The 25,898-nt window shown below is 66.9% G+C and carries 25 protein-coding genes; 9 read left to right on the forward strand and 16 right to left on the reverse strand.

Going from position 1 to position 25,898, the window contains the following annotated elements; translation table 11 throughout:
* The 4 genes from ACIBCN_RS23205 to ACIBCN_RS23220 are packed head-to-tail and all read right to left on the reverse strand — an operon-like array spanning position 1 to position 3,743.
* The gene (locus tag ACIBCN_RS23205) at positions 1–600 is read right to left on the reverse strand and encodes a GTP-binding protein (protein ID WP_396993702.1); all 600 of its coding nucleotides are present in this window, start codon (positions 598–600) and stop codon (positions 1–3) included.
* On the reverse strand, positions 581–955 hold the full coding sequence (locus ACIBCN_RS23210) for a DUF742 domain-containing protein (protein ID WP_396993703.1): 375 nt from the start codon (positions 953–955) through the stop codon (positions 581–583). The genes ACIBCN_RS23205 and ACIBCN_RS23210 overlap by 20 nt, the downstream gene beginning before the upstream one ends.
* Positions 952–1,377, reverse strand: a complete 426-nt coding sequence (locus ACIBCN_RS23215; protein WP_357388808.1) for a roadblock/LC7 domain-containing protein — start codon at positions 1,375–1,377, stop codon at positions 952–954. The genes ACIBCN_RS23210 and ACIBCN_RS23215 overlap by 4 nt, the downstream gene beginning before the upstream one ends.
* A 2-nt stretch (positions 1,378–1,379) precedes the next feature.
* Positions 1,380–3,743, reverse strand: coding sequence for a nitrate- and nitrite sensing domain-containing protein (locus ACIBCN_RS23220; protein ID WP_396993704.1), 2,364 nt, complete (start codon positions 3,741–3,743; stop codon positions 1,380–1,382).
* Positions 3,744–3,936: 193 nt separating this feature from the next.
* On the opposite strand from ACIBCN_RS23220, the gene ACIBCN_RS23225 reads away from it, so the two are divergent.
* A complete protein-coding gene (locus ACIBCN_RS23225) occupies positions 3,937–5,526 on the forward strand; it encodes a succinic semialdehyde dehydrogenase (protein WP_396993705.1) in 1,590 nt (529 codons plus the stop codon).
* Between the two features lie 169 nt (positions 5,527–5,695).
* Here the strand turns inward: ACIBCN_RS23225 and ACIBCN_RS23230 are convergent, their stop codons facing one another.
* The 3 genes from ACIBCN_RS23230 to ACIBCN_RS23240 form a co-directional block, all read right to left on the reverse strand.
* Positions 5,696–6,094: a DUF779 domain-containing protein gene (locus ACIBCN_RS23230; protein WP_396993706.1), complete on the reverse strand. Its 399-nt coding sequence runs from the start codon at positions 6,092–6,094 to the stop codon at positions 5,696–5,698.
* Positions 6,094–7,611, reverse strand: coding sequence for an aldehyde dehydrogenase family protein (locus tag ACIBCN_RS23235; RefSeq protein ID WP_396993707.1), 1,518 nt, complete (start codon positions 7,609–7,611; stop codon positions 6,094–6,096). Before ACIBCN_RS23235 ends, ACIBCN_RS23230 begins: the two co-directional genes overlap by 1 nt.
* Before the next feature lie 177 nt (positions 7,612–7,788).
* Positions 7,789–9,021 (reverse strand): transcriptional regulator, encoded by a 1,233-nt coding sequence (locus tag ACIBCN_RS23240; RefSeq protein ID WP_396993708.1) that lies wholly within the window; start codon positions 9,019–9,021, stop codon positions 7,789–7,791.
* Between the two features lie 289 nt (positions 9,022–9,310).
* Between ACIBCN_RS23240 and ACIBCN_RS23245 the strand changes: the two genes are divergently transcribed.
* On the forward strand, positions 9,311–9,736 hold the full coding sequence (locus ACIBCN_RS23245; RefSeq protein WP_396993709.1) for an MmcQ/YjbR family DNA-binding protein: 426 nt from the start codon (positions 9,311–9,313) through the stop codon (positions 9,734–9,736).
* Positions 9,737–9,964: 228 nt separating this feature from the next.
* Here ACIBCN_RS23245 and ACIBCN_RS23250 read toward each other — a convergent pair whose 3' ends face one another.
* The 3 genes from ACIBCN_RS23250 to ACIBCN_RS23260 all read right to left on the reverse strand — a co-directional run bounded on the left by ACIBCN_RS23250 (position 9,965) and on the right by ACIBCN_RS23260 (position 12,440).
* Positions 9,965–10,288, reverse strand: coding sequence for a hypothetical protein (locus ACIBCN_RS23250; RefSeq protein ID WP_396993710.1), 324 nt, complete (start codon positions 10,286–10,288; stop codon positions 9,965–9,967).
* Between the two features lie 287 nt (positions 10,289–10,575).
* Positions 10,576–11,718 carry an alkaline phosphatase family protein gene (locus tag ACIBCN_RS23255; RefSeq protein WP_396993711.1) on the reverse strand — a complete coding sequence of 381 codons (1,143 nt, stop codon included), beginning with the start codon at positions 11,716–11,718 and terminating at the stop codon, positions 10,576–10,578.
* A gap of 413 nt (positions 11,719–12,131) precedes the next feature.
* The gene (locus ACIBCN_RS23260; protein ID WP_396993712.1) at positions 12,132–12,440 is read right to left on the reverse strand and encodes a nuclear transport factor 2 family protein; all 309 of its coding nucleotides are present in this window, start codon (positions 12,438–12,440) and stop codon (positions 12,132–12,134) included.
* Between the two features lie 140 nt (positions 12,441–12,580).
* On the opposite strand from ACIBCN_RS23260, the gene ACIBCN_RS23265 reads away from it, so the two are divergent.
* A complete protein-coding gene (locus tag ACIBCN_RS23265; RefSeq protein ID WP_396993713.1) occupies positions 12,581–13,465 on the forward strand; it encodes an LLM class F420-dependent oxidoreductase in 885 nt (294 codons plus the stop codon).
* 48 nt (positions 13,466–13,513) lie between these two features.
* A complete protein-coding gene (locus ACIBCN_RS23270) occupies positions 13,514–13,690 on the forward strand; it encodes a hypothetical protein (protein WP_396993714.1) in 177 nt (58 codons plus the stop codon).
* 115 nt (positions 13,691–13,805) lie between these two features.
* On the opposite strand, the gene ACIBCN_RS23275 is transcribed toward ACIBCN_RS23270, so the two are convergent.
* The 3 genes from ACIBCN_RS23275 to ACIBCN_RS23285 are packed head-to-tail and all read right to left on the reverse strand — an operon-like array spanning position 13,806 to position 15,118.
* The gene (locus tag ACIBCN_RS23275; protein WP_396993715.1) at positions 13,806–14,213 is read right to left on the reverse strand and encodes a hypothetical protein; all 408 of its coding nucleotides are present in this window, start codon (positions 14,211–14,213) and stop codon (positions 13,806–13,808) included.
* Positions 14,210–14,497 (reverse strand): hypothetical protein, encoded by a 288-nt coding sequence (locus ACIBCN_RS23280; RefSeq protein ID WP_396993716.1) that lies wholly within the window; start codon positions 14,495–14,497, stop codon positions 14,210–14,212. Before ACIBCN_RS23280 ends, ACIBCN_RS23275 begins: the two co-directional genes overlap by 4 nt.
* Before the next feature lie 42 nt (positions 14,498–14,539).
* Positions 14,540–15,118 (reverse strand): class I SAM-dependent methyltransferase, encoded by a 579-nt coding sequence (locus tag ACIBCN_RS23285; RefSeq protein WP_396993717.1) that lies wholly within the window; start codon positions 15,116–15,118, stop codon positions 14,540–14,542.
* 83 nt (positions 15,119–15,201) lie between these two features.
* Here ACIBCN_RS23285 and ACIBCN_RS23290 point away from each other — a divergent pair, with 83 nt between their 5' ends.
* A complete protein-coding gene (locus ACIBCN_RS23290) occupies positions 15,202–17,514 on the forward strand; it encodes an ATP-binding cassette domain-containing protein (protein ID WP_396993718.1) in 2,313 nt (770 codons plus the stop codon).
* Positions 17,515–17,985: 471 nt separating this feature from the next.
* On the opposite strand, the gene ACIBCN_RS23295 is transcribed toward ACIBCN_RS23290, so the two are convergent.
* Together ACIBCN_RS23295 and ACIBCN_RS23300 are read right to left on the reverse strand one after the other, a co-directional pair.
* Positions 17,986–19,440: an MFS transporter gene (locus tag ACIBCN_RS23295; RefSeq protein WP_396993719.1), complete on the reverse strand. Its 1,455-nt coding sequence runs from the start codon at positions 19,438–19,440 to the stop codon at positions 17,986–17,988.
* Positions 19,441–19,451: 11 nt separating this feature from the next.
* Positions 19,452–20,078, reverse strand: coding sequence for an ArsR/SmtB family transcription factor (locus ACIBCN_RS23300; RefSeq protein ID WP_396993720.1), 627 nt, complete (start codon positions 20,076–20,078; stop codon positions 19,452–19,454).
* Between the two features lie 188 nt (positions 20,079–20,266).
* Between ACIBCN_RS23300 and ACIBCN_RS23305 the strand changes: the two genes are divergently transcribed.
* From ACIBCN_RS23305 to ACIBCN_RS23315, 3 genes are read left to right on the forward strand one after another with little or no spacing between them, the layout of a single operon-like run.
* The gene (locus tag ACIBCN_RS23305; protein WP_396993721.1) at positions 20,267–20,914 is read left to right on the forward strand and encodes a TetR/AcrR family transcriptional regulator; all 648 of its coding nucleotides are present in this window, start codon (positions 20,267–20,269) and stop codon (positions 20,912–20,914) included.
* Positions 20,915–20,962: 48 nt separating this feature from the next.
* Positions 20,963–21,814 carry a 3-hydroxyacyl-CoA dehydrogenase gene (locus ACIBCN_RS23310; protein ID WP_396993722.1) on the forward strand — a complete coding sequence of 284 codons (852 nt, stop codon included), beginning with the start codon at positions 20,963–20,965 and terminating at the stop codon, positions 21,812–21,814.
* A gap of 48 nt (positions 21,815–21,862) precedes the next feature.
* Positions 21,863–23,632, forward strand: a complete 1,770-nt coding sequence (locus tag ACIBCN_RS23315) for an oleate hydratase (RefSeq protein WP_396993723.1) — start codon at positions 21,863–21,865, stop codon at positions 23,630–23,632.
* 562 nt (positions 23,633–24,194) lie between these two features.
* Here the strand turns inward: ACIBCN_RS23315 and ACIBCN_RS23320 are convergent.
* On the reverse strand, positions 24,195–25,043 hold the full coding sequence (locus ACIBCN_RS23320; RefSeq protein WP_396993724.1) for a helix-turn-helix transcriptional regulator: 849 nt from the start codon (positions 25,041–25,043) through the stop codon (positions 24,195–24,197).
* Positions 25,044–25,143: 100 nt separating this feature from the next.
* Between ACIBCN_RS23320 and ACIBCN_RS23325 the strand changes: the two genes are divergently transcribed.
* Entirely contained in the window at positions 25,144–25,863 is a 720-nt protein-coding gene (locus ACIBCN_RS23325) for an SDR family oxidoreductase (RefSeq protein ID WP_396993725.1), read from the forward strand.
* Positions 25,864–25,898 lie beyond the last annotated feature (35 nt).

Consider the following 25,898-nt stretch of genomic DNA (forward strand, 5'->3'; position numbering starts at 1 on the left):
TCAGGTGGTGACGGCCGGACGCTGCACGCGTTCGATGAGATGTTCCACCAGTGTCGTCAGGACCGTCTTGCACGATCCTCGGTCACGAGCATCACACAGCAGCACCGGGGTGCTCGGATCGAGGTCGAGCGCGTCGCGCACCTCGTCGATCGTGTAGACCGGCGCTCCGTCGAAGCAGTTCACTCCGACGATGAACGGCAGCCGCCGTCGTTCGAAGAAGTCAACGGCGGCAAAGGAATTGCCGAGTCTCCGGGTGTCGGCCAGCACCACCGCGCCGAGCGCGCCGCGGGCCAGCTCGTCCCACAGGAACCAGAAGCGGTCCTGTCCCGGTGTGCCGAACAGATACAGCACCAGGTCCTTGTCGATGGTGAGCCTGCCGAAGTCCAAGGCGACCGTGGTCGTTGTCTTCTGCTCCACGCCGGACAGATCATCGACGCCGGTGCTGACCTCGGTGATCAGTTCCTCGGTGCGCAGGGGCGCGACCTCGCTGATCGCCGACACCATGGTCGTTTTGCCGACGCCGAACCCACCGGCGACGAGGATCTTGACCGAGGCGGCCAGGTGCGGCGTGCCGCTGGGGTCAAATTTTTCGGATTCCATCCAGTACCGCTCGCAATATGTTGAGGTCTTCGGGCCCGGCTTCCGTCGGGACGGGAGCACGGAATATGAGTTGCCCGTCGCCGATTAGGTCGCCGACGAGGATCTTCGTCACCGCGAGCGGTAAACGCAACTGTGCCGATACTTCGGCCACCGTTTGCGAAACACGGCACAGCCGAAGGATATCGGCGTATTCGGGTTCCATCCGGCGGGAGGTGCCCGCCGATTCGTCGGCGACCACCGAGGTGAGCATGTCCAGTTCGGGACCGCCGCCCGCGGTGCGCCCGCGCGTCACCGCGTACGGGCGGACCAGCGGGCCTGCCGCTTCGTCGAACCAGGGCTCACGCGGGTTGGTCATGGCAGCGTCGACTCGCCCTGTCCGACGAGATCGCGCCGCGGCGTGGTGGACAGATAGTTGCCGACGCGTTGGACGGTGAGGTTCATCTCGTAGGCCACCATGCCCAGGTTCGCGGACTCGATCGCTTGCAGCGCAAGGCATGCGTTGTCACCGGCGGAGGTGACGAACAGCACGGCCCGGTCGAGTTCGATGACGGCCTGGCGCACGCCGCCGCCGTCGAATCGGTTGCCCGCGCTACGGGCGAGCCCGTAGAGCGCCGAGGACATCGCGCCGAAGTGTTCGGCGTCTTCACGGGTCATCGCGCTGGAGCGGCCGAGTAAGAGTCCGTCGGTGGACAGCACCACCGCGTGGCGCACCCCGGCCAGCCGGTCGACGAGATCGTCGAGCAGCCAATTGAGATCACCTGTGGGAGAAGAGGACACCCCTAACCTTCCTGTTCGTCCGGGATGACGGCGGAGCGGCGGCCCTGCCTGGTCCCGTTCTCGATGGCGGACATCAGATCGCGTGCCTGTTCGGCCGAGCGGGCGGGCGCCGCGGGGGCGGGCTGCTCGGATGCCGGTTCGGCCAGTTGTGGTGCCAGATTGGTTTGCCTGCTGCGCCGGGGCAGGGCGGGGCGGCCGTCCGCGTCGGGGTGCGGCGCCGGTGGCAGGTGTGGGCGCGGGCTGTAGGGCGCGGGGGATTCGATGGCCAGCGTGGCGACCGCGCCGGTGACCGGCTGCGCGGTTTCGGCGGGTTCGCTCGGCATCGGTGCCGCGAGGCGCCTGCGCCGGCCGGGGTCGGTGAGCTCCGATGGTGTTGGCGCGGGGATGGATTCGGCGGCGATCAGCGCCGACGGGATGAGCACGATCGCTTTGATGCCGCCGTAGTCGGACTCCGACAGGCGCACCGTGACACCGTGGCGGATCGCGAGCTGGGCGACCACGAACAGCCCGAGCCGCGAATCGGCCGACAGCGCGGCGACACCGAAATCCGGTGGGGTGCGCAGCATCTCGTTCAAGCGGGCGAGCTCGGCATCGGGCATGCCCATGCCCTGGTCGCTGATCTCGGTGACCACGCCCTTGCCGACCACGTTGCCGCTGACCTCCACCCGCGACTGCGGCGGGGAGAACGCGGTGGCGTTGTCGACGAGTTCGGCGAGCAGGTGGATGAGGTCGGCGACGACGGTGCCGACGACGTGCACCTCCGGCAGCCGCGAGACCCGCACCCTGGCGTAGTCGAGGGTTTCCCCGACCGAGCTGCGCACCAGGTCCATCAGCGGGACGGGGTTGCGCCACTGGCGGCCGGGCTGGCCGCCGCCGAGGATGGTCAGGTTCTCGGCGTTGCGGCGTTCGCGGGTGGCCAGGTGGTCGAGGCGGAACAGGGTGTCGAGCAGGACCGGATCTTCTTGGCGCTGTTCGGCTTCGTCGAGGATCTCGAGCTGGCGGTGCACCACGATCTGGCTGCGGTGGGCGATGTTGAGGAAGACCGCCTTGACGCCCTCGCGGGTGCGGGCCTCGGCGACCGCGGCACCGATGGCGGCCGCGTGTGCGTGCTGGAAAGCCCTGGCCACCTGGCCGATTTCGTCGTGACCGAAGTCCAGCACCGGGGTTTCGGCGGCGGGGTCGATGGTTTCGCCGGCGTTGAGCCTGCGCATGGTCTCGGGTAGTCGCTCGTCGGCCATGGCGAAGGTTTGCTTGCGTAGTCGCTTGAGCCGGCGAATGATCCGGTTGGCGAGCACGAGGGCGATCAGGAACGCCGCGATGGAGACCAGCAGCACGCCGCCGCCCGCGTAGAGCGAGTTGGCGGCGGAGGTGTTGGCTTTGTCCTCGGCCAGTTCCTGGGAGTGGCGGTTCTGCGAGATCCACACATCGATGAGCGAGCGGTTCACCTCGGCCGCGGCGTGCTGCCAATCGGTGGTGGACAGCGGCAGCACGGGGAGCGACTGCTTGGCGCTGCTCGAGGAACTGCCGTTCGAGGAGGTCGATCCGCTCGACGAGCTGACGGTGGCAGTGGCCTGTTGGGCGAAATAGCGTTGGGCGAGCGCGGTTTCCATCTGCGAGAGCTGCTGCCAGGCGTTGCTTCCGGTGAGCTGCTGGAGCCGGTCGTGCATTGCGCCGGAAGGGAATTCGGCGGAGAGGTTACCGATTTCGTTGTGGTAGAAGCCGACCTGGCGCAGGAACTCCTCGATCGGGATCGGGGTTGGCCCGTTGGTGGTGGCGAGCATGACGCCGAGGGCGTTGCTGCGCGCCATGGCTTCGGCGGCGTTGAGGAAGCGCATGCCTTCGGCGATGGCGACGCCGATCTCGGTGTCGGGCGCGGACTGCTCGGCGATCTCGGTGCCGACGGAGATGACGTCGAGGATCCGGTTGTAGAACATGTACGCGTCGGAGGGCTGCAGCTGGGCGGCGTCGGTGGCCATCCGAACCTGGGTCATCTGGCTGAGCAAAGTGTTGAAGCCCGCGACGTCGTCGCCGATCTTGGAGTCGTCGACCTTGCGCAGGCCGGCGGAGGCCTCGATCAGTCCGCGCATGGCGCCGTCGAGACGGATGCGCGCGGCGGCCAGCGCCGGGGGCGCGGTGTCGTCACCGGCGAGCTGAGCCAGGGTCAGTTTGCGTTCCTGCTGGACCGCCTCCATCAGCTCTCTGGTGTGCGGGATGGCGTTCTGATTCTGGACCGCCCATTCCTTGGCCTTGGTCCCCTCGGCTACCAGATACCCCGCTGCGCCCACGCCGACTACAAGCAGAGTCAAGCTCGGAATGAGCGCGATTGCCAGAATCCGCGTACGAACCCCGAGCCTCGCTCTGAACATCGGCACAACCTAAACCACAAAACGGACCGCTCGGCCGTTGTGTCCCGGTGAGTGGGACTGGAATTGACTTTGCCGCCGCGGCCGCGCTGAGGCCGCGTTTCCGGCCGGATGGGCGACGCATGCGGCCGATGTGAAGAGTGTTGGCTTCTGATCAGGCCCGGCCCGGCGTAGATTGTGTGTATCTCGCGGTTACATGAGATCGCACCCGACACCTACCCAGGAGGCAACGATGCCCGCGCCCGAAGCCGCAGTCTTCGACCGTCTGAGCGCGCTGGCCGCGATCGACCGCCCCGAGGATCGCCCGCGCAAGACGATCGCCGAGACGTTCACCGGCACGGCGCTGGGCAGTGTGCCCGTCGGCACCGTCGAGGATGTGGCGGCCGCCTTCGAGAAGGCCCGCGCCGCGCAGACGCGCTGGGCCGCGCGCCCGGCCGCCGATCGCGCCGCGGTGCTCGAGCGGTACCGGGCGTTGATCGTGGAGAACCGCGAGTTCCTGATGGACGTGGTGCAGGCCGAGACCGGCAAGGCGCGCTGGGCGGCCCAGGAAGAAATCATGGGCCTGATCTTCGCGGCCCGCTATTTCGCCAGGAACGGCGCGAATCTGCTTGCCCCGCACCGCGTTCCGGGGGCATTCCCGCTGCTCAACCGCACCTCGGTACGCACCCAGCCCAAGGGTGTCGTCGGTGTGGTCGCGCCGTGGAACTACCCGATGCTGCTCTCGATCGGCGATTCGATTCCGGCGTTGGTCGCCGGTAACGCCGTGGTCGTCAAGCCCGACAGCCAAACACCGTTCTCCTCGCTGGCCAACGCCGAATTGCTGTACCGCGCGGGGCTGCCGCGCGATCTGCTGGCCGTGGTGCCGGGCCCGGGCACCGTGGTCGGCACGGCCATCGTCGACCAGTGCGACTACCTGATGTTCACCGGCTCCTCCGCGACCGGGCGCACGCTGGCCGAGCAGTGCGGACGACGGCTGATCGGCTTCTCCGCCGAACTCGGCGGCAAAAATCCGATGATCGTGGCCAAGGGCGCGAACTTGGACAAAGTCGCCAAGGCCGCGGTGCGCGCGTGCTTCTCCAACGCCGGGCAGCTGTGCATCTCGATCGAACGGCTCTACGTCGAACGCTCGATCGCCGAGGAATTCACCACCAAGTTCGTTGCCGCCGTCAAGGCCGCGAAACTCGGTGCGACCTACGACTATTCGGCCGATATCGGGTCGCTGATCTCCGAGGCGCAGCTCGAGACGGTGACCAAGCATGTCGCCGACGCCACCTCCAAGGGCGCGAAGGTGCTCGCCGGCGGCAAGGCCCGCCCGGATCTGGGTCCGCTGTTCTTCGAGCCGACGGTGCTCGCGCAGGTGACCGAGGCCATGGAATGCGGACGCAACGAAACCTTCGGGCCGCTGGTCTCGATCTACCCGGTCGACACCGTCGACGAGGCGGTCCGGCTGGCCAACGACACCGAGTACGGGCTCAACGCCAGCGTGTGGGCGTCCAGCAAGTCCGAGGGTGAGCGCATCGCCGCGCAGCTGCACGCGGGCACCGTATGTATCGATGAGGGTTACGCTCCCGCGTGGGGCAGCACGGCCGCGCCGATGGGCGGCATGGGCATTTCCGGGGTCGGGCGCAGGCACGGCCCGGACGGGTTGCTGAAATTCACCGAACCGCAGACCGTGGTGGTCACCCGGTTCCTGAATCTGGATGCGCCGCCGCTGATTTCGCAGGACAAGTGGCAGCGGTTCCTGATGACGGTCACCCGCACCCTGCGCTTCCTACCCGGCCGGTGATACCGGTGTCCGTCAGGTGGTCGTGCGCCACCTGACGGACACCGCCGCCGGTTTCCCCGACGGGAGCCCGATTGCCTCGCCTACGCACATGGCCGCGGCGCAGACGAAGCGGCGCCCGTGCCGCGCGGTCGTCCGGTTCGACCGTACGGACCCGGAGATTCCGGGGGTTCTAGGTCATCCGATCGGCGCCGGTGCGTGGCGGCGGCAGGGTGGCCACCTCCTCGTCGGTGAGCAGCCGCGATCGGATGAGGAAGCGCACGTCGTCGGACGCCTCCAGGGAAAAGCTGCTGCCGCGCCCGCTCACCACGTCCACGGTGATGTGGGTGTGCTTCCACACCTCGTATTGCTCGGCGCTCATCCAGAATTCGGTGTGCCAGGGCAGATAACCGAGCAGGACGTCGGCACCGCCGACCCGGAACTCGCGCACCGGGAAACACATCGGTGAGCTGCCGTCGCAGACGCCACCGGACTGGTGGAACAGCACCGCGCCGTGGCATTCGATCAACTGCCGCAAGACGGTACGGGCCCGTTCGGTGATGGCGACACGATAGGTTCGCGATTGCTGCATCAGAAGAACCCCAGCTTCGTCGGTGCATAACTGACCAGCAGGTTCTTGGTCTGCTGATAGTGATCCAGCATCATTTTGTGGCTCTCCCGGCCGATGCCGGATTTCTTGTAGCCGCCGAACGCGGCGTGCGCGGGATAGGTGTGATAGCAGTTGGTCCAGACCCGGCCCGCTTTGATGCGGCGTCCCATCCGGTAGGCGGTGGCGCCGTCTCGGGTCCACACCCCGGCGCCCAGGCCGTAGAGGGTGTCGTTGGCGATGCGTACCGCTTCCTCGACGGTGTCGAACCGGGTCACCGCGACCACCGGTCCGAAGATCTCCTCCTGGAACACCCGCATGGTGTTGCTGCCCTCGAAGATGGTGGGCTGGATGTAGTAGCCGCCGGGTAGTCCGTCGACCTTGCGTGCCTCCCCGCCGGTGCGCACGCGGGCGCCCTCGTGCCTGCCGATGTCGATGTAGGACAGGATCTTTTCGTACTGGTCGTTGCTGGACTGGGCGCCGATCATGGTGTCCTCGTCGAGCGGGTCGCCGCCGACGATGGCCTCGGTGCGGGCCACGCAGCGGGCCAGGAACTCGTCGTAGATCGAGGAGTGGATCAGCGCGCGCGACGGGCAGGTGTACACCTCACCCTGGTTGAGCGCGAACATCACGAAACCCTCGATCGCCTTGTCCAGGAACGCGTCGTCCTCGGCCAGCACATCGGGCAGGAAGATGTTGGGGCTCTTGCCACCCAGGTCCAGGCTGACCGAGACGACGTTCTCGCTGGCGTACTGCATGATCAGCCGCCCGGTGGTGGTCTCACCGGTGAACGCCAGCTTCGCCACTCGCGGACTGCACGCCAAGGGTTTTCCGGCTTCGACACCGAACCCGTTGACCACGTTGAGCACTCCCGGCGGCAGCAGGTCCGCGATCAACTCGATGACCAGCAGGATCGAGACCGGTGTCTGCTCGGCCGGTTTGAGCACGATGCAGTTGCCCGCCGCCAGGGCGGGCGCGATCTTCCACGCCGCCATCAGGATCGGGAAGTTCCACGGGATGATCTGGCCGACCACGCCGAGCGGTTCGTGGAAGTGGTAGGCCACGGTGTCGCCGTCGATCTCGGCGACGCTGCCCTCCTGGGCGCGGATGGCGGCGGCGAAGTAGCGGAAGTGGTCCACGGCCAACGGCAGGTCGGTGGACAGGGTTTCGCGGATCGGTTTGCCGTTGTCCCAGGTCTCGGCGACGGCCAAGGGGGCGATGCTTGCTTCGATGCGGTCGGCGATCTGATTCAGCACAACGGCACGCTGGGCGGGTGAGGTGGCGGCCCAGCGCTCGGCGGCGGCATGGGCGGCTTCCAGGGCTAGATCGATGTCGGCGGCGCTGGAACGGGCTACCGTGCAGAATGTTTCGCCGTCCACGGGGGAGGCGTTGTCGAAATAGCGGCCTTCGATGGGTGCGGCCCAGTCGCCGTCGATGAAATTGTCGTACCGGGTGGCGTAGCTGACTATGCCGGAGTCGGACCCCGGTCTGGCGTAGATCATGGCTTCGCTCCTCACAGATTTACTCTGAGAGGGCAACTATGGCCGGTGAAGGTTGGTGCGAGGTTGGTGGTGTGAGCGAGCGTACCGAGGACACAGCGCGCCTGCCGCACGACGGAGCCGAGCGTCAGCGAGGCGGAGTCGTGAGGTTCAACCTTCGGACCTGGGGGTCTAGTGCTTTCAGGTGCGCAGTGCGGTGTGCAATCGGGCGGCGACCACGGCGCGGCGCACGTCGTCCAAGGGCAGCAGGCGCAGGGCGTGCTCGTGCACCTCGATGTCGCCCGGTGATCGTTCCCCGAAGGCGACCGCGTGTTCGGCGCGATCGCTGGCCAGCACCGCATTGCGCACGCCGACATCGAGATACGCGCGCCACTGCATAACGCCGGGAGTGTCCGAGCCGGGCAGCAGCGGGCCGCGGTAGAGCCACACCGCCGAGGTGGTGTCACCGGCCGCGACGGCGGCCAGCAAGTCCACCGCATCGCAGGAGACCGGGCCGGTGAGCAGATAGCGGCGGTTGGTGATCTCGCCGCCGGTAGCACGGCGCAGGTGCGAGACATCGGCTTTGAGGGTGCTGGTGGACACCGCGCGATCGCCGTAGACCGCGGCGTGCAGTTGTTCGGGGGTGAAGCCGTCGGGTTCCAGGGCCAGCAGCGCGAGGATCTCGAGTTGGCGTGGCGGCAGCGGGACCGGACGCCCGTCGCGCAACAGCCGTGCGGTGCCCAGACATTCGAGTCGCACGCCCGGGGTGGGCGCCGGTGCGGCGGCGCGCAACATGGTTTCCACCGCGGTCACCAGCGCGCGCACCGAGGTCATCACCGCGGGATGGGAGCGGTCCCAGGAACTGGACAGGTCGAGCACACCGACCTGCCTGCCGTCGGGGGCGTGGATCGGCGCGGAGTAGCACACCCAGCCGTGCAGCGCGGCGACCAAGTGTTCGGCGGAGAACACCGAGCAGGGGCGGTCGTCGTGCAGGGCGAGGGACAATCCGTTGGTGCCCATATGGGTTTCGTCCCAGCAGCCGCCCGGGGCGAAGTTCACGTCCTCGGCTTGTCTGCGCAGGGTGCGGTCGCCGCACGACCACATGATGGTGCCCGCGTCATCGGTGACCACGGCCAGATAGCCCGCGTCCTCGGTGATGCCGCGCAGGTCGGCCGACAGTTCGGTGATCGGGGTGCGCAGCGGCGAGCGCGACCACGTGTCGCCGATATCGTCCAGGCCGGGCGCGACGGTGACGGCCGGGTCGACGGTGTGCAGCGAGCGTTGCCAGGATTGTGCGACGTCGGTGCGCAGCAACGTCGTCCGGGCCGGCGGTGGCGCGATATTCGGAGCCGTAGCCCAGCGCTCCCATTCCTTCTCCAGCTCGGCCCGCTGCTGGGTCAGGGTGCGGAACTGTGCCACTTCGGGGAACCCCATCGTCGTGTGAGCTCACATTCGCTCTCTCATTCTGGCGTACGCACGACCCGCGCGGGAGGGATTGGCGGCAAACCGAACGGTCCCCATGTCAGGAGTTCGGGTCGTATCGGCGTGGCGCGCAGCGTGTTCGCTGCGGAGTCGCGCGGTCTGTTACGGACCCGGGGTGCCGAGGCGTTTTCGCGGTGACCCGCGACGGGAGGGCCCGGCGCATCTCTGGGGCGTCCATGAAGGCTGACGTTCCTCGGCTTACCTGTGGGGCAGGTGCCCTGGGCGCCGTTATGCTGCTGGGATGGCTACCGTTTCGCGGCGCGCCAAGATCGCCGACGTACACGAGCTGGCTACCGGCATGCCGCATGTGACACGGGTCGACGGCCCCGCGGACAACCCGGTGTACCAGGTCGGCGGTAAGTCGTTCGTCTTCTTCCGAACGCCACGCCCGGACGCCTTCGATCCCGACACCGGCGAACGCTACGCCGATGTGATCGTGTTCTGGGTCCCCTCGGACTCCGACAAACAAGCCCTGGTCCAAGACCCCGATCTACCGTTCTTCACCACCGCCCATTTCAACGTCCACCTTTCGGTCCTGGTGCGCGGCAGCCGAATCGGCGAACTCACCCTCGCCGAGCTGTCCGAGGTCGTCCAGGACGCATGGCTGTCCCGCGCCTCCCGGAAACGAGCCGCGGACTGGTTGGCCGCACATCCGCCCAGCGACTGACGCGAGGCTGCGCAAATCGCCGCGACGGGCTGCGCTACACCCGCTGTCGGCAACACCCGCTGTCGGCAACAGCCGCACCTTTTCTCGGGATCCGCACCGACCCTGAGGCCCCATAGCGAGTGCGGATCAACTCTGGACACTCGTGGTGAGTATTGATCGCATCGTGACGTGGACCGGTCGCGCGAGGGTGTGCAGTCGATGCGGTGCCGCATCGACTGCACGTAGGACTCACTTGTTGATGAAAATGCCTGCTACGTCGGCGTTTTTGATGGGGGTCTCGGCGTTGCGCTGGCCACCGCAGAGGACGTCGACCGAGACCATGGTGGCGTCGACGGCGGTGCCCGCGGGTTCGTGGTCGTCGTTGGTTTGCTGCTTGACGAACTTGGTGATCGTCATGCGCTTGTCGTCCTGGTTCTGCTTGACGTACTCGCTGCAGGGGGTGTCACCGCCGCGGTTGAGGGCGCGCTGGACGTCGGTGCACCCGGCGAGCATCAGGGCGACCGCCGCGATCCCGAGGCCGGTCCGTCCGGTCCGTGACAGCGTGGCGTTCATGTGCTCCTCCTGAATGCTTCGTCGCGCGGCGATCCGCGTCGATCGACGTCCAGCCTAAAGCCCCGCGCTCGCCCCCGCGCTCGCCCCCGCGCTCGCCCTATCTCCGGCGGGTCGCGGGTAACCCCAGTTCGGCAACCCTTCTCGGAACTTGCCCCTCTCCAGGCCGATCCGAAGAGTAGGAGCGAATCCCCGCGGCCCCGGCGCGGCAACCATGATCATGGGGAATTGGTGTCGGCATCGCGCGAGAAGCCAACTACACCGGTTCCCCATGATCATGCGTCCAGTGCTCAGGAACGGAACGTGCACAAGGGGATGTCGAGTTCGGCGGGGGTGAGGGAGCCGTGGTGGCCGATCATCATCGACTGGATGGGTTCGGCGCCGCTGCGGATGATGCCGTGTGCGGTGCGGGCGGCGACCACCACGTCGCCGATGCGGTCGGCGATGTGCGGGGCGACGATAGGGCCGAACCAGCCGCGGTCGATCACCTCGGCGCGTGGGAGGACCGCGAAGTCGGTGCCGAGGATTTCGTGCCAGGCCGCGGCGACGTCCTGGGCGGCGCCGGGCTCGGTATAGACGTGGCGCGCACGGGGTTCTCCGCCGAGTTGCTGTACTCCCGCGCGCAGTTCCGAATGGTGGTCGAAGTCGATGCGCTCGTCGAGTTCCACCATGCCGTGGTCGGCCGTGACGAGCAGCGCGGCGTCCGGCGGCAATCGTTCGGCGATCTCGGCGGCGAGGCGGTCGACGTGGGCCAGTTCCAAAAGCCAGGCGTCCGAGGCCGGGCCGCGGGCGTGTCCGGTGGTGTCGAGATCGGCGTGGTAGGCGTAGACCAGCGAGCGGGTGCCGGTGCGCAGGGCGATGCCGATGCCGTCGATGAGGTCGCCGACGGAGAAGCTGTCGCGGAAGGCGCAGCCGCGCAGCGACGCGCGGGTGAGTCCGGAACCGTTCTGATAGCTCGGGGCGACCTGGGTGACGGTGATGCCGTGCGCCGCGGCGCGCTCGAATACCGTTGCGGTGGGCTGGAATTGCTCGGGCACCAGCTCGCTGCGCAGATCGACGCGCGGGCCTTCGCCGTGCGGGCTCCAGCGCAGCGTGTTGATCAGCCGGTCCTGGCCGGGTACCCGCACCAGGTAGCCGATGATGCCGTGCTCACCGGGCGGCACACCGACCCCGAGCGAGCTGAGGCTGGTGGCGGTGGTGCTGGGGAACCCCGCGGTCAGCGTGGCCGAGGCCAGACCCGACAGGAACGGTGCCGCACCGGGATTCGCGGCCAGCGCGCTCGCGCCGAGACCGTCGATGAGCAGCACACAGACCCGGTCGGCGGCGATGCCGAGTCCGAGCCGATCGGTTTCGCCGGGCACCCCGAATCCGGCGAGCACGGAAGGAAGCAGGTCAGCCAGGGAACCCGTACCGTAACGGGGCGCGTTGAACACGAGGCTCAGACTCTCAAGTCCGATGCGGCGCAGGCAAGCTCATAACTCGACCGGAGTGTAGCGGCCGCGGTCTGACCGGCCTGAGCCGTCAGGCGCGCGCCTCGCGGCACAGAGTCGTCCCCTCAGCGGGCCTCGGCGTGGATTCGAGCTGCCGTGCCGATCGCCTCGTCGTCGCACACCTGTGTCAAGTGAGCCGTTCAGGCGTGTGCCTCGCCGCCTACCGGATCCGCTGTGACCGCGAGTGCACGCCGCGTTCGGCCGGCTCAAACCTGGCCGGTCTCGAAGCGGCGACTTTGCCGTCGCGTTCGGCCCGCGAGTGTGCGCCGTGTTCGGCTGGCTCAACACTGACCGGCCCCGAAGCGGCGACTTTGCCCTCCCGTTGTGACCGCGGGTACGCGCCGTGTCCGGCCGGCTCAGGCCTGACCGGTCTCGAAGCGGGCGACCTTGCCGTCGCGCACGGTGAACCGCCAGCTCGTGCGCATCGAACCCCAGCGGGAATTGGTGTAGTCGGCAACGAGTTCGGTGCCGCCGTTGTCGATGGATTCGACGTTCATGTGCCCGTTGCTGCCGAAGACCTCCGAGTCGGTCCACTGCGCGACGTTGCGTTCCACGCCGTCGTCGGACATGGTCGCGTCGTCGGTGAGTGCGGCGAAGAGCCGGTCCTGGTCGTTGGCGTTGAGGGCATCGACGAATTCCTGCACTACGGGATCGAGCTCAGTCATCTGGTTACCTCTCTCGGATCAGGTGGCGGAGCATCAGCGGTAGTTCAGCAAATATATGGCGTCCACTGTAGGGCAGAACGGGAACCCGTGCCGGGATGGCTGTGCTGTTGCCGCGCGCCGCCTGCTGGTAGACAGGAACGGTGACCGCGCAGCGTGCATTTCGGTTCGGTGTCAACATGGTGGCCCCGGACTCCAGGGGTAACTGGATCGAAAAATGCCGCAGGGCCGAGCAACTGGGTTTCGATGTGATCGGGGTGGCCGATCATCTCGGATGCCCGGCGCCGTTTCCGTCGATGGTCGTGGCTGCGGACGCGACCGAGCGGGTGCGGTTGACCACCTTCGTGCTCAATGCGCCGTTCTACAATCCGGTGCTGCTGGCCCGCGATATCGCGGGTGCCGATCAGCTCACCGACGGGCGGGTGGAGATCGGTCTGGGCGCGGGCTATGTGCAGGCCGAATTCGAGGCCGCCGGTATCCCTTTCGAGAGCGGCGCCAAGCGTGTCGCGCAGCTGGAGCACACGGTGTCCACGTTGCGCACTGTGTTCTCCGATCCGGAGTATCAGCCGCGTCCGGCACAACCGTCGGGGCCGCCGCTGTTGATCGCGGGCTGGGGTGACAGGTCGTTGCGCGTGGCCGCCGAACACGCCGACATCATCGCGTTTCCGGGCGCGTCGGCCACCGAGAACGGCGGTCCGCTACATCTGGCCGGGCTCGGCGAAACGAGCGAGAAGATCGAATTCGTCCGTGGCCTGCTGGGCAGCCGCGCCGACAGCGTCGAGTTCAACATCCTGATCCAGCGGGTGGTGCCACCGGAGGAACGCACCGCGGTCCTCGAGCTGTTCGGCCCCGCACTACCCGACGATGTCGCCGACCATCCCGAGGACCTGCCGACGCTGCTGATCGGCACTCCCGAGGAGATCGCCGACCGGGTGCGCGCGCACCGTGATCGCTACGGCTTCAGCTACATCACCGTGCTCGAGCACAGCATGGACCAGTTCGCCCCGGTGATCGAGCTGCTGCGCTGAACGTGCCCCGCCTCGGAAGCCGATGCGGCACAGACCTCGAGCGCCGCGATGCCTACCCCCGACGCGGTCAAGGCGGCGCCACCACCCACCGAGATTGCGTTCGGGACCCCGGTTCCGGATAGCCCGGCGGCGACCGCGGTCAATCGGGCCAGTCGACCTGGGCGCGGGTTCAACTACATCACCGCGCCAGAGCCGTTCACCCCAGGGCTCGAGGCGCTGCGCTGACCTCGGCGAAACACCAGACAGGTCGACGAGCTATCGGGCACGGCGCAAACCTGTTTCCACACAGGGCATCCCATGCCGGAGTGACCGCCGCCACATCGATCGGCCAACTCGGGCGTCAGGGTAGGGGGTCGATGATCACCCGGGAGTCGAGCTGGCGCAGCTTCTTCGGGCGTGCGGTCAGGCATGGCCAATCGCGGGCGATGGCTTCATGGGTGGCGTGCCCGGCGGGCAGCAGCGCCTCGGCGTTGGCGCTGCCCGCGAGCACGATGCCCAGTCGTTCGGCGGCGTCGCGATCGAAGACCGGGACGATGGTGTGCGGCAATTCCAATAACGCCGCGAGGATGTCGAGCCGATCGGCGGCGATGTGGGCGCGTGCGACTCCGAGGACGGTGGCGGGGACGACGATGGTGTTGCCCGCGTTGACCGTGGCCCACACCACGGCCTGGGCGTAGTTGGCCTGGTTGGCGAACCCGATGACGGCGGCGGTGTCGAACACGACACCGCCCAAGGCCGCGGAGATCACGCGGCGCCGGCGTGCGGCCCGCCTGCCTCTTTCTCGGATAACGGCGGTAGGCCTTGCGCGGCGCGTGCCCGGTTGATCAGGTCCAGCGGCGGGCGGCCGCCGAGGACTTGTTCGAGCTTGGCCAGTGACTGCGTGCGATTGATCCGGGCCTGCACGGCCTCGGACACGAACGCCGACACCGATTCGATGCGCCCGCCCGCCCGCCAGGTTTCGAGCATGGCGAGAAGTTCTTCGGGCAGCGTGACGGTGACTTTCCGTGTTTTCTGCTCCCGAGACGACGCCATACCAAGACTGTATCGCGGCGGAGTTTCGCTTGCGAGCGGTCGTTAAGCGGGCTTGTGCCAGCGCAGGGTGTAGCGCAGCAGCGGGCGGCGTCGCAGGTGGGCGCCGGGCAGCAGGTCGGCGGCGGCAGCGCGGATCTCGGGATAGGTGGTGTCGGGGTCGCGCAGTTGAACGTCGGGGCCGCCCAGTCTGGGCCGGTGCAAGGTATCGATCGCGACGATCGCTGGAAGCAGCGCCAGATACGGATAGTCGGTGCGCGCGGCGAACTTCCACAGACCGACGACGGCCAGAGTGCCGCCGGGGGCGACGAGTCGGCGCAGAGCGGTGAGGCCGTCTCGTAGCGGGACGTGGTGCAGGGTCGCGACGGCGGTGACGACGTCGAATGTGCCGGGCAGGTCGCGGAAGTCGCCCTGTTCGAAGGTGACATTCGCGCTGGGTGTTGCCGTGTCGAGGGTGGCGGGGTCGAGGTCGATGCCGCGCACGGTCAGGCCGCGGCGACCCAGCTTGGTGGCGAGAAGGCCGTCGCCGCAACCGATGTCGAGCACTGTGCGGGCCGTATCGGGGACTTGGGCGAGCAGCCAAGGGTGGTAGTGGGTGTTGTGGTTCCAGTAGGGATCACGCACCCCACGACAGTACGGACGGGTGCGGATCCCGGGCCCGCGGACTGCCCAATTTATGTGATCTGCGTCACAATTCACCGCACAAAATGTCGGTGTCAGATGGCATGGTGTTCGGTATGCCTTTCGCCGAATCCCTCGTTTCCGCCGATGTCATCCGAGTACTCGGTGCCAGCGAACACAACCTGCGCAACGTGTCGCTGGAGATCCCCAAGAACAAGATCACCGTGTTCACCGGGGTGTCCGGTTCGGGCAAGTCCTCGATCGTGTTCGACACCATCGCGGTGGAGTCACAGCGTCAGCTCTACGCGACGTTTCCGGCGTTCATCCTCAACTTCCTGCCGCGCTACGAACGCCCGCACGCCGAGGCGATGGAGAATCTGACCGCGCCGGTGATCATCGATCAGCAGCCGGTGGGTGGCGGGCCACGCTCGACGGTCGGGACGATGACCGACATCTTCTCGATGGTGCGGGCGATGTTCGCCCGATTCGGTTCGCCCTCGGCCGGTTTCGTCTACAACTATTCGTTCAACGTGCCCCAGGGCATGTGCCCCGACTGCGACGGCCTCGGCATCACGGTGCGGGCCGATCCGGATCGGCTGCTCGATCGGACCAAGTCGCTCAACGAGGGCGCGATCCTGTTGCCCGGCTACGGCGTCGGCGGCGGTGAGTGGCAGATGTATGGCAGTTCGGGCCGCTTCGATCCGGACAAGAAGCTGGCCGATTACCCGGCCGAGGAGTTCGAGGAACTGCTGCACGGCAGCGGCGGCCAGGTAGAGCTCACCTTCGCCAAGGGCACGTGGAAGGCCAACTACGAGGGCATCGCCACCAAGTTCACCCGCACCCGGTTGCAGCGCGACACCTCCACGTTGAGCGAGAAGACGCGCGAGCAGATGCGTCAGTTCCTGACCGAGGGGATCTGCCCGACCTGCCATGGTGCCCGGCTCAACGCGGCAGCCCTGGCGACGAAGATCAACGACCGCAATATCGCCGACTGGGCCGAGCTGCAGATCACCGATCTGATGGTGGTGCTCGAGGAAATCACCGATCCGGCCGCGGCGGGACTGGCGGCCGCGATCCGGATGTCGCTGCAGCGAGTGGCCGATATCGGGCTGGGCTATCTGAGCTTGGATCGGCCGACCTCGACGTTGTCCGGCGGCGAGGGGCAGCGGTTGAAAATGATCAAGCATCTGTCGAGCACGTTGATCGGGATGACCTACATTTTCGACGAACCCAGCGTCGGATTGCATCCGCGCGATGTCGGCCGGTTGAACGATCTGCTGAAAGCGTTGCGGGACAAGGGCAATACGGTGCTGGTGGTCGAGCACGATCCCGACGTCATCCAGATCGCCGACCACATCGTCGATGTCGGTCCGCGCGCGGGATCACACGGCGGGCAGGTGGTGTTCGAGGGCAGCTTCGCCGAGTTGCGGGCCGCCGACACCCCGACCGGGGCCGGGCTGCGTCGCCCATTCACGGTGAAGGACACCTTCCGTGCGGCCACGGGCGAGCTGCTGATCGAGCATGCCGACGTGCACAACCTCAAGGATGTGACCGTCGCGATCCCCACCGGGATCCTCACCTCGATCACCGGGGTGGCCGGTTCGGGCAAGAGCAGCCTGATCCGGGATGTGTTCGTGGTCGAGCATCCCGAGGCGATCTTCGTCGACCAGTCCGCCATCGCCGCCTCCTCGCGTTCCACACCGGCGACCTACCTGGGGTTGATGGATCCGATCCGCAAACTGTTCGCCAAGGCCACCGGCGAGTCGCCGGGGCTGTTCAGCTTCAACTCCGCCGGCGCGTGCAAGCAGTGCGAGGGCCGCGGGGTGATCATCACCGAGATCGCCTACATGGACCCGGTCACCACCCACTGCGACGCCTGCGACGGCCGCCGCTTCTCCGATGACGTCCTCGCACTCACCTTGCGCGGCAAGTCGATCGCCGACGTGCTGGAGCTGACCGCCGAGGACGCGCTGGCGTTCTTCCCGGAGAAGGCACTCAATGCCAAGTTGCGCACCATGAACGAGGTCGGCTTGGACTATCTGAGCTTGGGCCAAGCCATGAGCACGTTGTCCGGTGGGGAACGTCAACGCATCAAACTCGCCACCCAACTGGGCAACACCGGCTCGGTCTACGTACTCGACGAACCGACGACCGGGCTGCACATGTCCGACGTGGACACCCTGCTGGCCTTGCTCGACGGTCTGGTCGAGCGCGGCAATACCGTGCTCGTCATCGAACACAACCTCGATGTGGTCGCCCATTCCGACTGGGTGATCGACCTGGGGCCCGACGGCGGTAAGGCAGGCGGCGAAGTCGTCTTTACCGGCACCCCCGCCGCGCTCCTGGACGATCCGATCTCGTTGACCGGGCAGTACTTGCGCAAATACAAGGCGGCATAGCGCAATATCCGAGCCCTCGACCGACCCGCCGGAGGTCGCTGCGCGATATCCGAGTGCTCGACCAACCCGCCGGACTGCGGTGAGCGATAGACGAGTCCTCAACCGACCGCCGGACTGCGGGCAGCGAAGGTAGCAGGGATCCAGGTGTCCTCGCTGCCCGCAGTACCCGGATCGGATAGCGGCCGTGGATAGGGCGCGCGCGGCGGTGCGAACACGGTCTGATGATGCCGGGTTCGCGCCACTACTTCAGGGCCGCGCCGGCGAGATTGTTCCCCGCGCTCGCGAACAGTGCGCGGAGTGCCGCGAATCCGAGCCGGTGGCGATCCCGGCGTCGCGCTGCGATCAGCTCGCGGTCTCGTCATCGAGGTAGCAGAACCGCTCGATCTCCCTGCGGGACATCGCACCGAAACGCCCGTACCGGGCAACCTCATCAGTCACACCGACATGAAACCAGCAGCACAGCAACAGGATTCACCCAGTCTGCTCAGCGTGACTTTCCCCCGGATGCTCCTCGACCCCCGTATCCGGGTGGCTGCGCCGCATAGCCGGGCTCGGGACGCAGCCCTGCCCGCGAAGCGGATCTGGGCCGGACCGAGTCGTGGATCCGCGCGGTGGTCCGCTCCTGGTCGACGTGACGCCCTGAGGTGAGCACTGGTTGGCCGTGTGTCCGCGACTTGCCCCCCGCGCACTATCCATCTCGCGCCATTCCGGCCGCAGCCCAGACAAATTCGTGGTGAGGAAGTACGCGGCCCCGCCGACGAGGAGCACCGGAACGAGTCCCGCCGAGGCCACCGCGACCCCCGCTATCAGCCCGCCGAGCGGGATACCGGCCCAGGACAGTGAGTCGCCGAGCGCGCTGACCCGGCCCAATATCCGGCGCGGCACCCGCTCGAAAAGCACGGCTCCCAGCACCGGATTGAGGAAACCCGCACCGAATCCGCTGACCGCGAACACGGCCAGGACCGCCGCCATCGGCGCATCGACGGCGAGAATCAAGAATTTCGGCGCCCCGGCCAGCAGGAACCCGGTGAAGAACACGACCCGGCGCCGCAGCCTGCGCGCGAGCACCGCGGCAATCAGGCTGCCACCGACCACCGCGGCTCCCGACACGGCGTTCAGCAGGCCGATCGCGGTGGGGCCGTTGCCGGATTCCTTGGCCCACACGGGCATGAGCACCGCGACGAACCCGGCGTTGAGCAGGTTGGTGATCCCGGCCGTGACAATGATCGTGAGCAGCAACAGCTCGCCACGAAGGAAGGTGAAGCCCTCGCCGAATCGCCGCCAGTAACCGGTGGCCCCGGCCTGCGCGGCGGCTTCCGAAGCCGCATGGCCCATGCCGCGAGGCAGCGCCAGTCCGATGATCACCGATCCGAGGGCGAAGCAGCCCGCGTTGACGACGAGCCCGGTCAGCGGTCCGAGCAGCGCCACCAGGGCGCCGCCGGCTGCCGGTCCGAGGGTGGAGGCGAGCCCCTCGGTCATGCCGGAAAGGCCGGTGGCTCGTGCCAGCGGTACCCGGCCGCGCTCGGCTGCTTCCGGGACCATGACCTCTTTGGCCAGGTCGCCGGGGCCGCGGACCGCGCCGATCGACGCGACCAGTGCCAGCAGGAGCGGAAAGGACAGCACACCCACGGTGTGCAACAGCGGTACCGCGGCGGCGGCGGTCGCGCTCGCCAGGTCGGTGGTCCACGACACCGTTCGCGGGCCGATCCGGTCGACCACCGGCCCGGTGAACGCCTTGACCAGCACGTAGGGAGTCATCTCGCAGAACATGACCAGCCCGGTCCGGGTGGCGCTGCCCGTGCTGACGAGCACGAACCAGGGCAAAGCGATCGTCGAGATCCGGGTGCCGGTCATCGACACGGCGATCGCCGCCAGCACCCCGCCCAGCGGCAGTAGCGCCCACCGGCTCGGCGCGCTCTCGGTCACGACGGTCGTTCTCACTGCCCCGGCGCGGCGGGGGCGTCGAGTTCGGGCAGGAGGTGGGTGATGACGGCGACTCGTTCGGCCCCGTCGGGGGCACTGGCGGCGGCCTCTGGGGTGTCTCTGCGGTAGCGCGCGATCACTGTCCGCAACTCCGCACTCAGTGCGGCGGTCTCCTCGGGTGTGAGCCGCAGCGCCCAGTCGCTCATGTCGAAGGTGTCGCGCCAGGGGGGCGGCATCGTTTGCAGTTCGTTGAGCGTGTGCTGGGTGCGCAGCGTGTGGATGGCGGCAATGGACTGGAAGTAGGCGAAGACGGCTTCGGGCTCGCGCTCGGCCAACTCCGGGTCGCTGAATTCGGTGACCTGATGCACTGAACACCACCAGCGCTCGCGCGCGTTGCCGCGTTCGGTGTCCTCCTCGACGAATCCGGCCGCACCGAGCTGGCGCAGGTGGTAGCTGGCCGTGCCGGAATGCACGCCCAGCCGTTCCGCGAGGCGGGTAACCGTCGACGGACCGTACTTGCGCAGCAACCCGACCAGTTGCACGCGCACCGGATGGGCCAGGGCGCGCAGACCCTTGGCATCCAGAACAACCACGCCCGCTTCGGTTTTCGGGACATCGGACTTCTCGGTGGAGTCACTCATAGCGGGCACTCTAAACCCCCAACAGTTCTTGGCCAAGAGTTCTTGGCAAAGAAGTCTTGGGGGTTTCGTCGTGCCCGCAGCGATGATCGGCCGGGTAGTGGGTACTGCGGCAGGAGTCCAGGGGTTGCCTCCTGAATAACTAGGAGTACGCTCAGAAATGAGTCCACTCATTATTTGGAGGTGCCGCGATGACCACCACACCCGATGCGGTGCAGGGCGGCCGCAGGCTGCGCAATATGCGGGACAAGCAGTCGCGCATTTTCGAGGCCGCGGCGGCGTTGTTCGCAGAGCACGGTTTCGCGAGCGTCACCACCCAGCAGATCTCCGAGCGCGCGGATGTAGCGGCCGGGACGTTGTTCCGGTACGCGGCATCCAAGGGCGAGCTGCTACTGATGGTCTGCAACGAGGAGTTCCGGGCCGCCCTCGACCAGGGTGAACGGGACGCGAAAGCCGAAAGCGATCCGTCGCGGGCGGTACTGGCCATGACCCGCCCGATCCTCGAAGCCGCCGACCAGCACGTCGAGAACACCGTGGCGTACCAGCGTGAGCTGCTGTTCGGCGCACCCACCGAGCAGTACCGCGCCAAAGGGCTCGCCACGGTCGCGCGACTGGAGTCGATGATCGCCGAGCGGCTCACCGCCGCGGTCACGCTCCGCGATGCCGACCCGAAGGCGGTATTCGCTCGTGCATTGCTGGCGGGACGCAGTGTATTCGCTGTACTGCACCTCATTCTCGCCCGGCCATCGACCGGCGCGCATTCGGGTCGCGACGCGATCGATGATCTGCGCGACCAGATAACCCAGATCGTGGCGGGTTTCTTCGCCTCGGTCGAATGAGTGGACCGTCGAGGGGCGAACCTCGCCTCCGGCAGGAAGGAGAACATCATGAGCATCCGTAAGGTGACCGTCCTTGGCACCGGAGTCCTCGGTTCGCAGATCGCGTTCCAGACCGCGTTCAGCGGCTTCGAGGTCACGGCCTACGACATCAACGACGACGCGGTCAAAGCCGCGCATGATCGTTTCACCAAACTGGTGTCGATCTACCAGGACGAGGTCGACGGCGCCGGTGACGGCAAAGCCGAAAAGGCCGCCGACACCATCACCGTGACCACCGATCTCGCCGCGGCCGTCAAGGAAGCCGACCTGATTATCGAGGCGGTGCCCGAGGTGTTGAAGATCAAGCAGGACACTTACCAGAAGCTGAGCGAACTGGCCCCGCAACGCACCATCTTCGCCACCAATTCCTCCACCCTGCTGCCGAGTGACCTCAAGGATTTCACCGGCCGCCCCGATCGATTCCTGGCGCTGCATTTCGCCAACGACGTGTGGCGCTACAACACCGCCGAGGTGATGGGCACCAAGGACACCGACCCGGAGGTATTCCACGAGGTCGCCGAGTTCGCCGCCGCAATCGGCATGGTCCCGATCGAATTGCACAGGGAGAAGGCCGGTTACGTGGTCAACTCGCTGCTGGTGCCGCTGCTGAACGCGGCGATGGGCCTCAGCGCCGGCGGTTACGCCGAACCGGAGACGGTCGACAAGACCTGGCGCACCGCGACCGGTGCCCCGTTCGGCCCGTTCCAGATGATCGACGTCATCGGCTTGAACACCCCCTACAACATCCTGGTCAACGGCAGCGAGGACGGCAAGAAGCTCGCGGCGTGGCTCAAGGACAACTACATCGACAAGGGCAAGCTCGGCGTTTCCAGCGGTGAGGGATTCTACAAGTACTCGTAATCGCCAGCGCGGCAAGTCATTCCGAACCAGCACCAGGAGAGGAGTCACATGTATTACAGCAGCGGCAACTACGAGGCCTTCGCCCGTCCGCGCAAACCGCAGGGTGTCGAGGACAAGACGGCGTGGTTCGTCGGGGCGGGCCTGGCCTCGCTCTCGGGTGCGGCGTTCTTGATCCGTGACGGGCAGATGTCCGGCGACAAGATCACCGTGTTCGAGCGGTTGAAGCTGCCCGGTGGCGCGCTCGACGGCATCAAGGAGCCGAAAAAGGGCTTCGTGATCCGCGGCGGGCGCGAGATGGAGAACCATTTCGAATGCCTGTGGGATCTGTTCCGGTCGGTGCCCTCGATGGAGATCGACGGGGCCAGTGTGCTCGACGAGTTCTATTGGCTGAACAAGGACGACCCCAATTCCTCGCTGCAGCGCGCCACCGAGAAACGCGGCCAGGACGCGCACACCGACGGCTTGTTCACCCTGAGCAACAAGGCCCAGAAGGACATGATCAAGGTCTTCTTGGCCACGCCCGAGGAGATGGAGAACAAGCGCATCGACGAGGTCTTCGGCGAAGACTTCTTGAACAGCAACTTCTGGATGTACTGGCGCACGATGTTCGCCTTCGAGGAATGGCACAGCGCGCTGGAGATGAAGTTGTATCTGCACCGCTTCATTCACCACATCGGCGGGCTGCCGGACTTCTCGGCGTTGAAGTTCACCAAATACAACCAGTACGAGTCGCTGGTGCTGCCGCTGTATCGGTGGCTGCTCGATCAGGGGGTGAGCTTCCGGTTCGATACCGAGATCACCGATATCGACTTCCACCTCACCAAGGACCGCAAGCAGGCCACGAAACTGCACTGGACAGCCGAGGACGGCGAAGGCACCGTCGAGTTGGGTGAGCATGATCTGGTGTTCACCACGATCGGTTCGCTCACCGAGAATTCCGACGACGGCGATCACCACACACCGGCGAAACTGCTCGACGGTCCGGCACCGGCCTGGGATCTGTGGCGGCGGATCGCGGCCAAGGATCCCGCGTTCGGGCATCCGGATGTGTTCGGCGGGCACATCGAGCAGACGAAATGGGAGTCCGCGACGGTCACCACGCTCGACGAACGGATTCCCGGCTATATCCAGAAGATCTGCAAACGTGACCCGTTCAGCGGGAAGGTGGTCACCGGCGGCATCGTCACGGTGCGCGACTCGAGCTGGCTGATGAGCTGGACGGTGAATCGGCAGCCGCATTTCAAGCAGCAGCCCAAGGATCAGATCGTGGTGTGGGTCTATTCGCTGTTCGTGGACGTGCCCGGCGACTATGTGAAGAAGCCGATGAGCGAATGCACCGGCGAGGAGATCACCCAGGAATGGCTGTACCACATGGGTGTCCCGGAGGCGGAAATCGCTGAGCTGGCAGCGAATTCGGCGAAGTGCGTGCCGGTGATGATGCCGTATGTGACGGCGTTCTTCATGCCGCGAAAGGGTGGCGATCGCCCGGATGTGGTGCCGCAGGGATCGGTGAACTTCGCGTTCATCGGTCAGTTCGCCGAGAGCACCCGCGACTGCATCTTCACCACCGAATACTCGGTCCGCACAGCGATGGAGGCGACCTATCAGCTGCTCGGCATCGAACGTGGCGTTCCCGAGGTCTTCAATTCGACCTATGACGTGCGCAAACTGCTGGCCGCGACGAGTCGACTACGGGACGGGGACGAAATACATATCCCCGGGCCCGACCTGGTGCGCAAGAAGTTGATGGGCAAGCTGGAATCCACCGAGATCGGCGTCATGCTCGAGGAGTACGGGTTGGTCGCCGACAAGAAATAGCGGCCCCGATAGGCAGGCTCGGTCCGGCGGATCGAGCCTGCTTTGTTCGGGTACGGGTGGCACAGGGCCTGCGGTGGTACCGGGGTTTGTGGGGATCGGGGCTGGCGGGGGTCGCTCTTGATCTGGTGGGTGCGCGGTGTTTCGTGGAACCGGCACGATCGGCCTGTCCCCGCTGCTCAGCAGCGCGGCCGTGGTGTCGAGTCCGTCGCGGTATGCGGTCCTGGGCGGGGATTTCGGCAGCCTCATTGCACCCAGATAGCGCGGGTCGCGAGTGAACGTCGGAATCCACGTCCACGCACCAACCAGCGCGGAGACCGGGTGGCGTGGCCGGGGCCGGGCCGGTCGGCCACCGGTCACAGGGCCCGATGATGCAGCAAGGCACGGCGCAGCGGCACCGCAGTCACGATCACGAACGCGCCGAAGCCCGTGAGCTGGATCAATCCGCTCCTCGTCGTCGTTTCCGCTGAGCAGCAGCCCGAGCCGGTTCAGGCCATATCCGCCCAAATTCGGCCGATCTCACCAGTCGGCGACACCTCCGAGGTCCGGCCCGGTGACGTGTCGATCAGGTGTGGTCGCTGAATTGCTGGGTGCCGGTGATGCGCAGCAGGTCCAGGGCGGAGGCGGCGGGGGTGTCGGGGGCGGCGGAGTAGACCACGACGGTTTGGTCGGCGTCGGGGACGAGCAGGGTGTCGCAGTCCAGCACCAGCGTGCCGAGTTCGGGGTGGGCGATCGCCTTGGTGGCGCTGCGCCATTGCGCGGAGGGCCGTTCACGCCACAGTTGTTCGAAATCGGCGCTGCCGGAACGGAGTTCGGCGATGAGCCGATCCAGGTCGGGGTCGGTGGGATAGCGGGCCTTGGCGCTGCGCAGGGTGCCGACACCGTAGGCGGCGACCATCCGGAACTCCTCGGCGGTGAACCGCACCCGGCCCGGTTCCGTGCCGAGGAAACACTCGCGGATGATGTTGCGCCGAGCGGGCGGCAGCGCGGAGAAGTCGCCGAGCAGCGCGGCGGCCATCGGATTCCAGGCCAGCACATCACTTTTCGCCGACATCACCAGTGCAGGCAGGTCCACCATCCGGTCCAGCAGCCGTAACACGCTGGGGCGCACCACCTGTGCGATTCGCCCGGCCTGGGGCGGTGCCGATCCAGCGAGTTGGAACAGCAGGTCGCGGTCGTCGTCGTTCAGCCGCAGCGCCCGCGAGAGGGCGGCCAGCACGGAGGTCGAGGGACGCGGTCCGCGGCCCTGCTCGAGCCGCACCACGTAATCGACGCTGAGACCGGCCAGCTGGGCGACCTCTTCGCGGCGCAGCCCGGGCACCTGCCGGCGCGAACCCGCGGGCAGGCCGACATCGCGTGGCTGTATCCGAGTGCGCGCCTGACGCAGCAGCGCCGCGAGTTCCGAACGGTCCATCTTTCGATCATCCCGCAACCGCGGTGCTCGGGGGTGGTACCACCGATCCCAGGACAAGGCAGTCCTGTTCGGGGGCGGTGTGCACGGTGAAGCTGAGTGCATGAACACAACGACAACGGCTCTGGTGACCGGAGCCAACAAGGGACTCGGTCGCGAGACGGTCCGCAGGCTCGGTGAACTGGGCTGGCAGATTTTCCTCGGTGCCCGCGACGCCGACCGCGGCAAGCAAGCGGCGGCCGAGCTGGCCGAGCAGGGGTTGAACGTCGAATTCGTCCACCTCGACGTCACCTCGGCCGATTCGATCGCCGCGGCCGTGGCGGCGGTGGGCGCGCGGGTCACGGCATTGGATGTGCTGATCAACAATGCCGGAGTCGGCGGCGAGTTCCTTCTGCCGCAAGACACCCAGGCCGCGGATTTCCGTACGGTGTTCGAGACCAACGTGTTCGCGCCGGTCCAGGTGACCCACGCGTTCCTGCCGCTGCTGCGCGCCGCGACCCAGCCGCGCGTCGTGATGGTGTCGAGCGGAATGGGTTCACTGGCCATCACCTCTGATCCGAGCCGCGTCGAGTCGACAATGACGAACCTGCCCTACACCTCGTCCAAGTCGGCCCTGAACATGATCACCTCGCAGTACGCGCGAGCACTGCCCGAGATCCAGATCAACGCCGCCGACCCCGGTTACACCGCCACCGATTTCAACGGCCACGCCGGATATCAAACCCTCACCGAAGGCACCGACGCCATCGTCGAGCTCGCCACCCTCGGCCCCGACGGTCCGACCGGTGGTTACTTCGACCGGCAGGGCACGATCCCGTGGTGAGGTGAGATGCTCGCCGGCCCCCGTGGACTGGCCGG

The organism is Nocardia sp. NPDC051052 (genome assembly GCF_044456045.1).
Taxonomy (GTDB): domain Bacteria; phylum Actinomycetota; class Actinomycetes; order Mycobacteriales; family Mycobacteriaceae; genus Nocardia.

Bases quoted from the DNA above. Each gene is read 5' to 3' on its own strand.
- ACIBCN_RS23205 (WP_396993702.1), bottom strand. From the start codon at position 600: ATGGAATCCGAAAAATTTGACCCCAGCGGCACGCCGCACCTGGCCGCC.
- ACIBCN_RS23210 (WP_396993703.1), bottom strand. From the start codon at position 955: ATGACCAACCCGCGTGAGCCCTGGTTCGACGAAGCGGCAGGCCCGCTG.
- ACIBCN_RS23220 (WP_396993704.1), bottom strand. From the start codon at position 3,743: ATGTTCAGAGCGAGGCTCGGGGTTCGTACGCGGATTCTGGCAATCGCG.
- ACIBCN_RS23225 (WP_396993705.1), top strand. From the start codon at position 3,937: ATGAGATCGCACCCGACACCTACCCAGGAGGCAACGATGCCCGCGCCC.
- ACIBCN_RS23230 (WP_396993706.1), bottom strand. From the start codon at position 6,094: ATGCAGCAATCGCGAACCTATCGTGTCGCCATCACCGAACGGGCCCGT.
- ACIBCN_RS23235 (WP_396993707.1), bottom strand. From the start codon at position 7,611: ATGATCTACGCCAGACCGGGGTCCGACTCCGGCATAGTCAGCTACGCC.
- ACIBCN_RS23240 (WP_396993708.1), bottom strand. From the start codon at position 9,021: ATGGGGTTCCCCGAAGTGGCACAGTTCCGCACCCTGACCCAGCAGCGG.
- ACIBCN_RS23245 (WP_396993709.1), top strand. From the start codon at position 9,311: ATGGCTACCGTTTCGCGGCGCGCCAAGATCGCCGACGTACACGAGCTG.
- ACIBCN_RS23250 (WP_396993710.1), bottom strand. From the start codon at position 10,288: ATGAACGCCACGCTGTCACGGACCGGACGGACCGGCCTCGGGATCGCG.
- ACIBCN_RS23260 (WP_396993712.1), bottom strand. From the start codon at position 12,440: ATGACTGAGCTCGATCCCGTAGTGCAGGAATTCGTCGATGCCCTCAAC.
- ACIBCN_RS23270 (WP_396993714.1), top strand. From the start codon at position 13,514: ATGCCTACCCCCGACGCGGTCAAGGCGGCGCCACCACCCACCGAGATT.
- ACIBCN_RS23280 (WP_396993716.1), bottom strand. From the start codon at position 14,497: ATGGCGTCGTCTCGGGAGCAGAAAACACGGAAAGTCACCGTCACGCTG.
- ACIBCN_RS23290 (WP_396993718.1), top strand. From the start codon at position 15,202: ATGTCGGTGTCAGATGGCATGGTGTTCGGTATGCCTTTCGCCGAATCC.
- ACIBCN_RS23300 (WP_396993720.1), bottom strand. From the start codon at position 20,078: ATGAGTGACTCCACCGAGAAGTCCGATGTCCCGAAAACCGAAGCGGGC.
- ACIBCN_RS23305 (WP_396993721.1), top strand. From the start codon at position 20,267: ATGACCACCACACCCGATGCGGTGCAGGGCGGCCGCAGGCTGCGCAAT.
- ACIBCN_RS23310 (WP_396993722.1), top strand. From the start codon at position 20,963: ATGAGCATCCGTAAGGTGACCGTCCTTGGCACCGGAGTCCTCGGTTCG.
- ACIBCN_RS23315 (WP_396993723.1), top strand. From the start codon at position 21,863: ATGTATTACAGCAGCGGCAACTACGAGGCCTTCGCCCGTCCGCGCAAA.
- ACIBCN_RS23320 (WP_396993724.1), bottom strand. From the start codon at position 25,043: ATGGACCGTTCGGAACTCGCGGCGCTGCTGCGTCAGGCGCGCACTCGG.
- ACIBCN_RS23325 (WP_396993725.1), top strand. From the start codon at position 25,144: ATGAACACAACGACAACGGCTCTGGTGACCGGAGCCAACAAGGGACTC.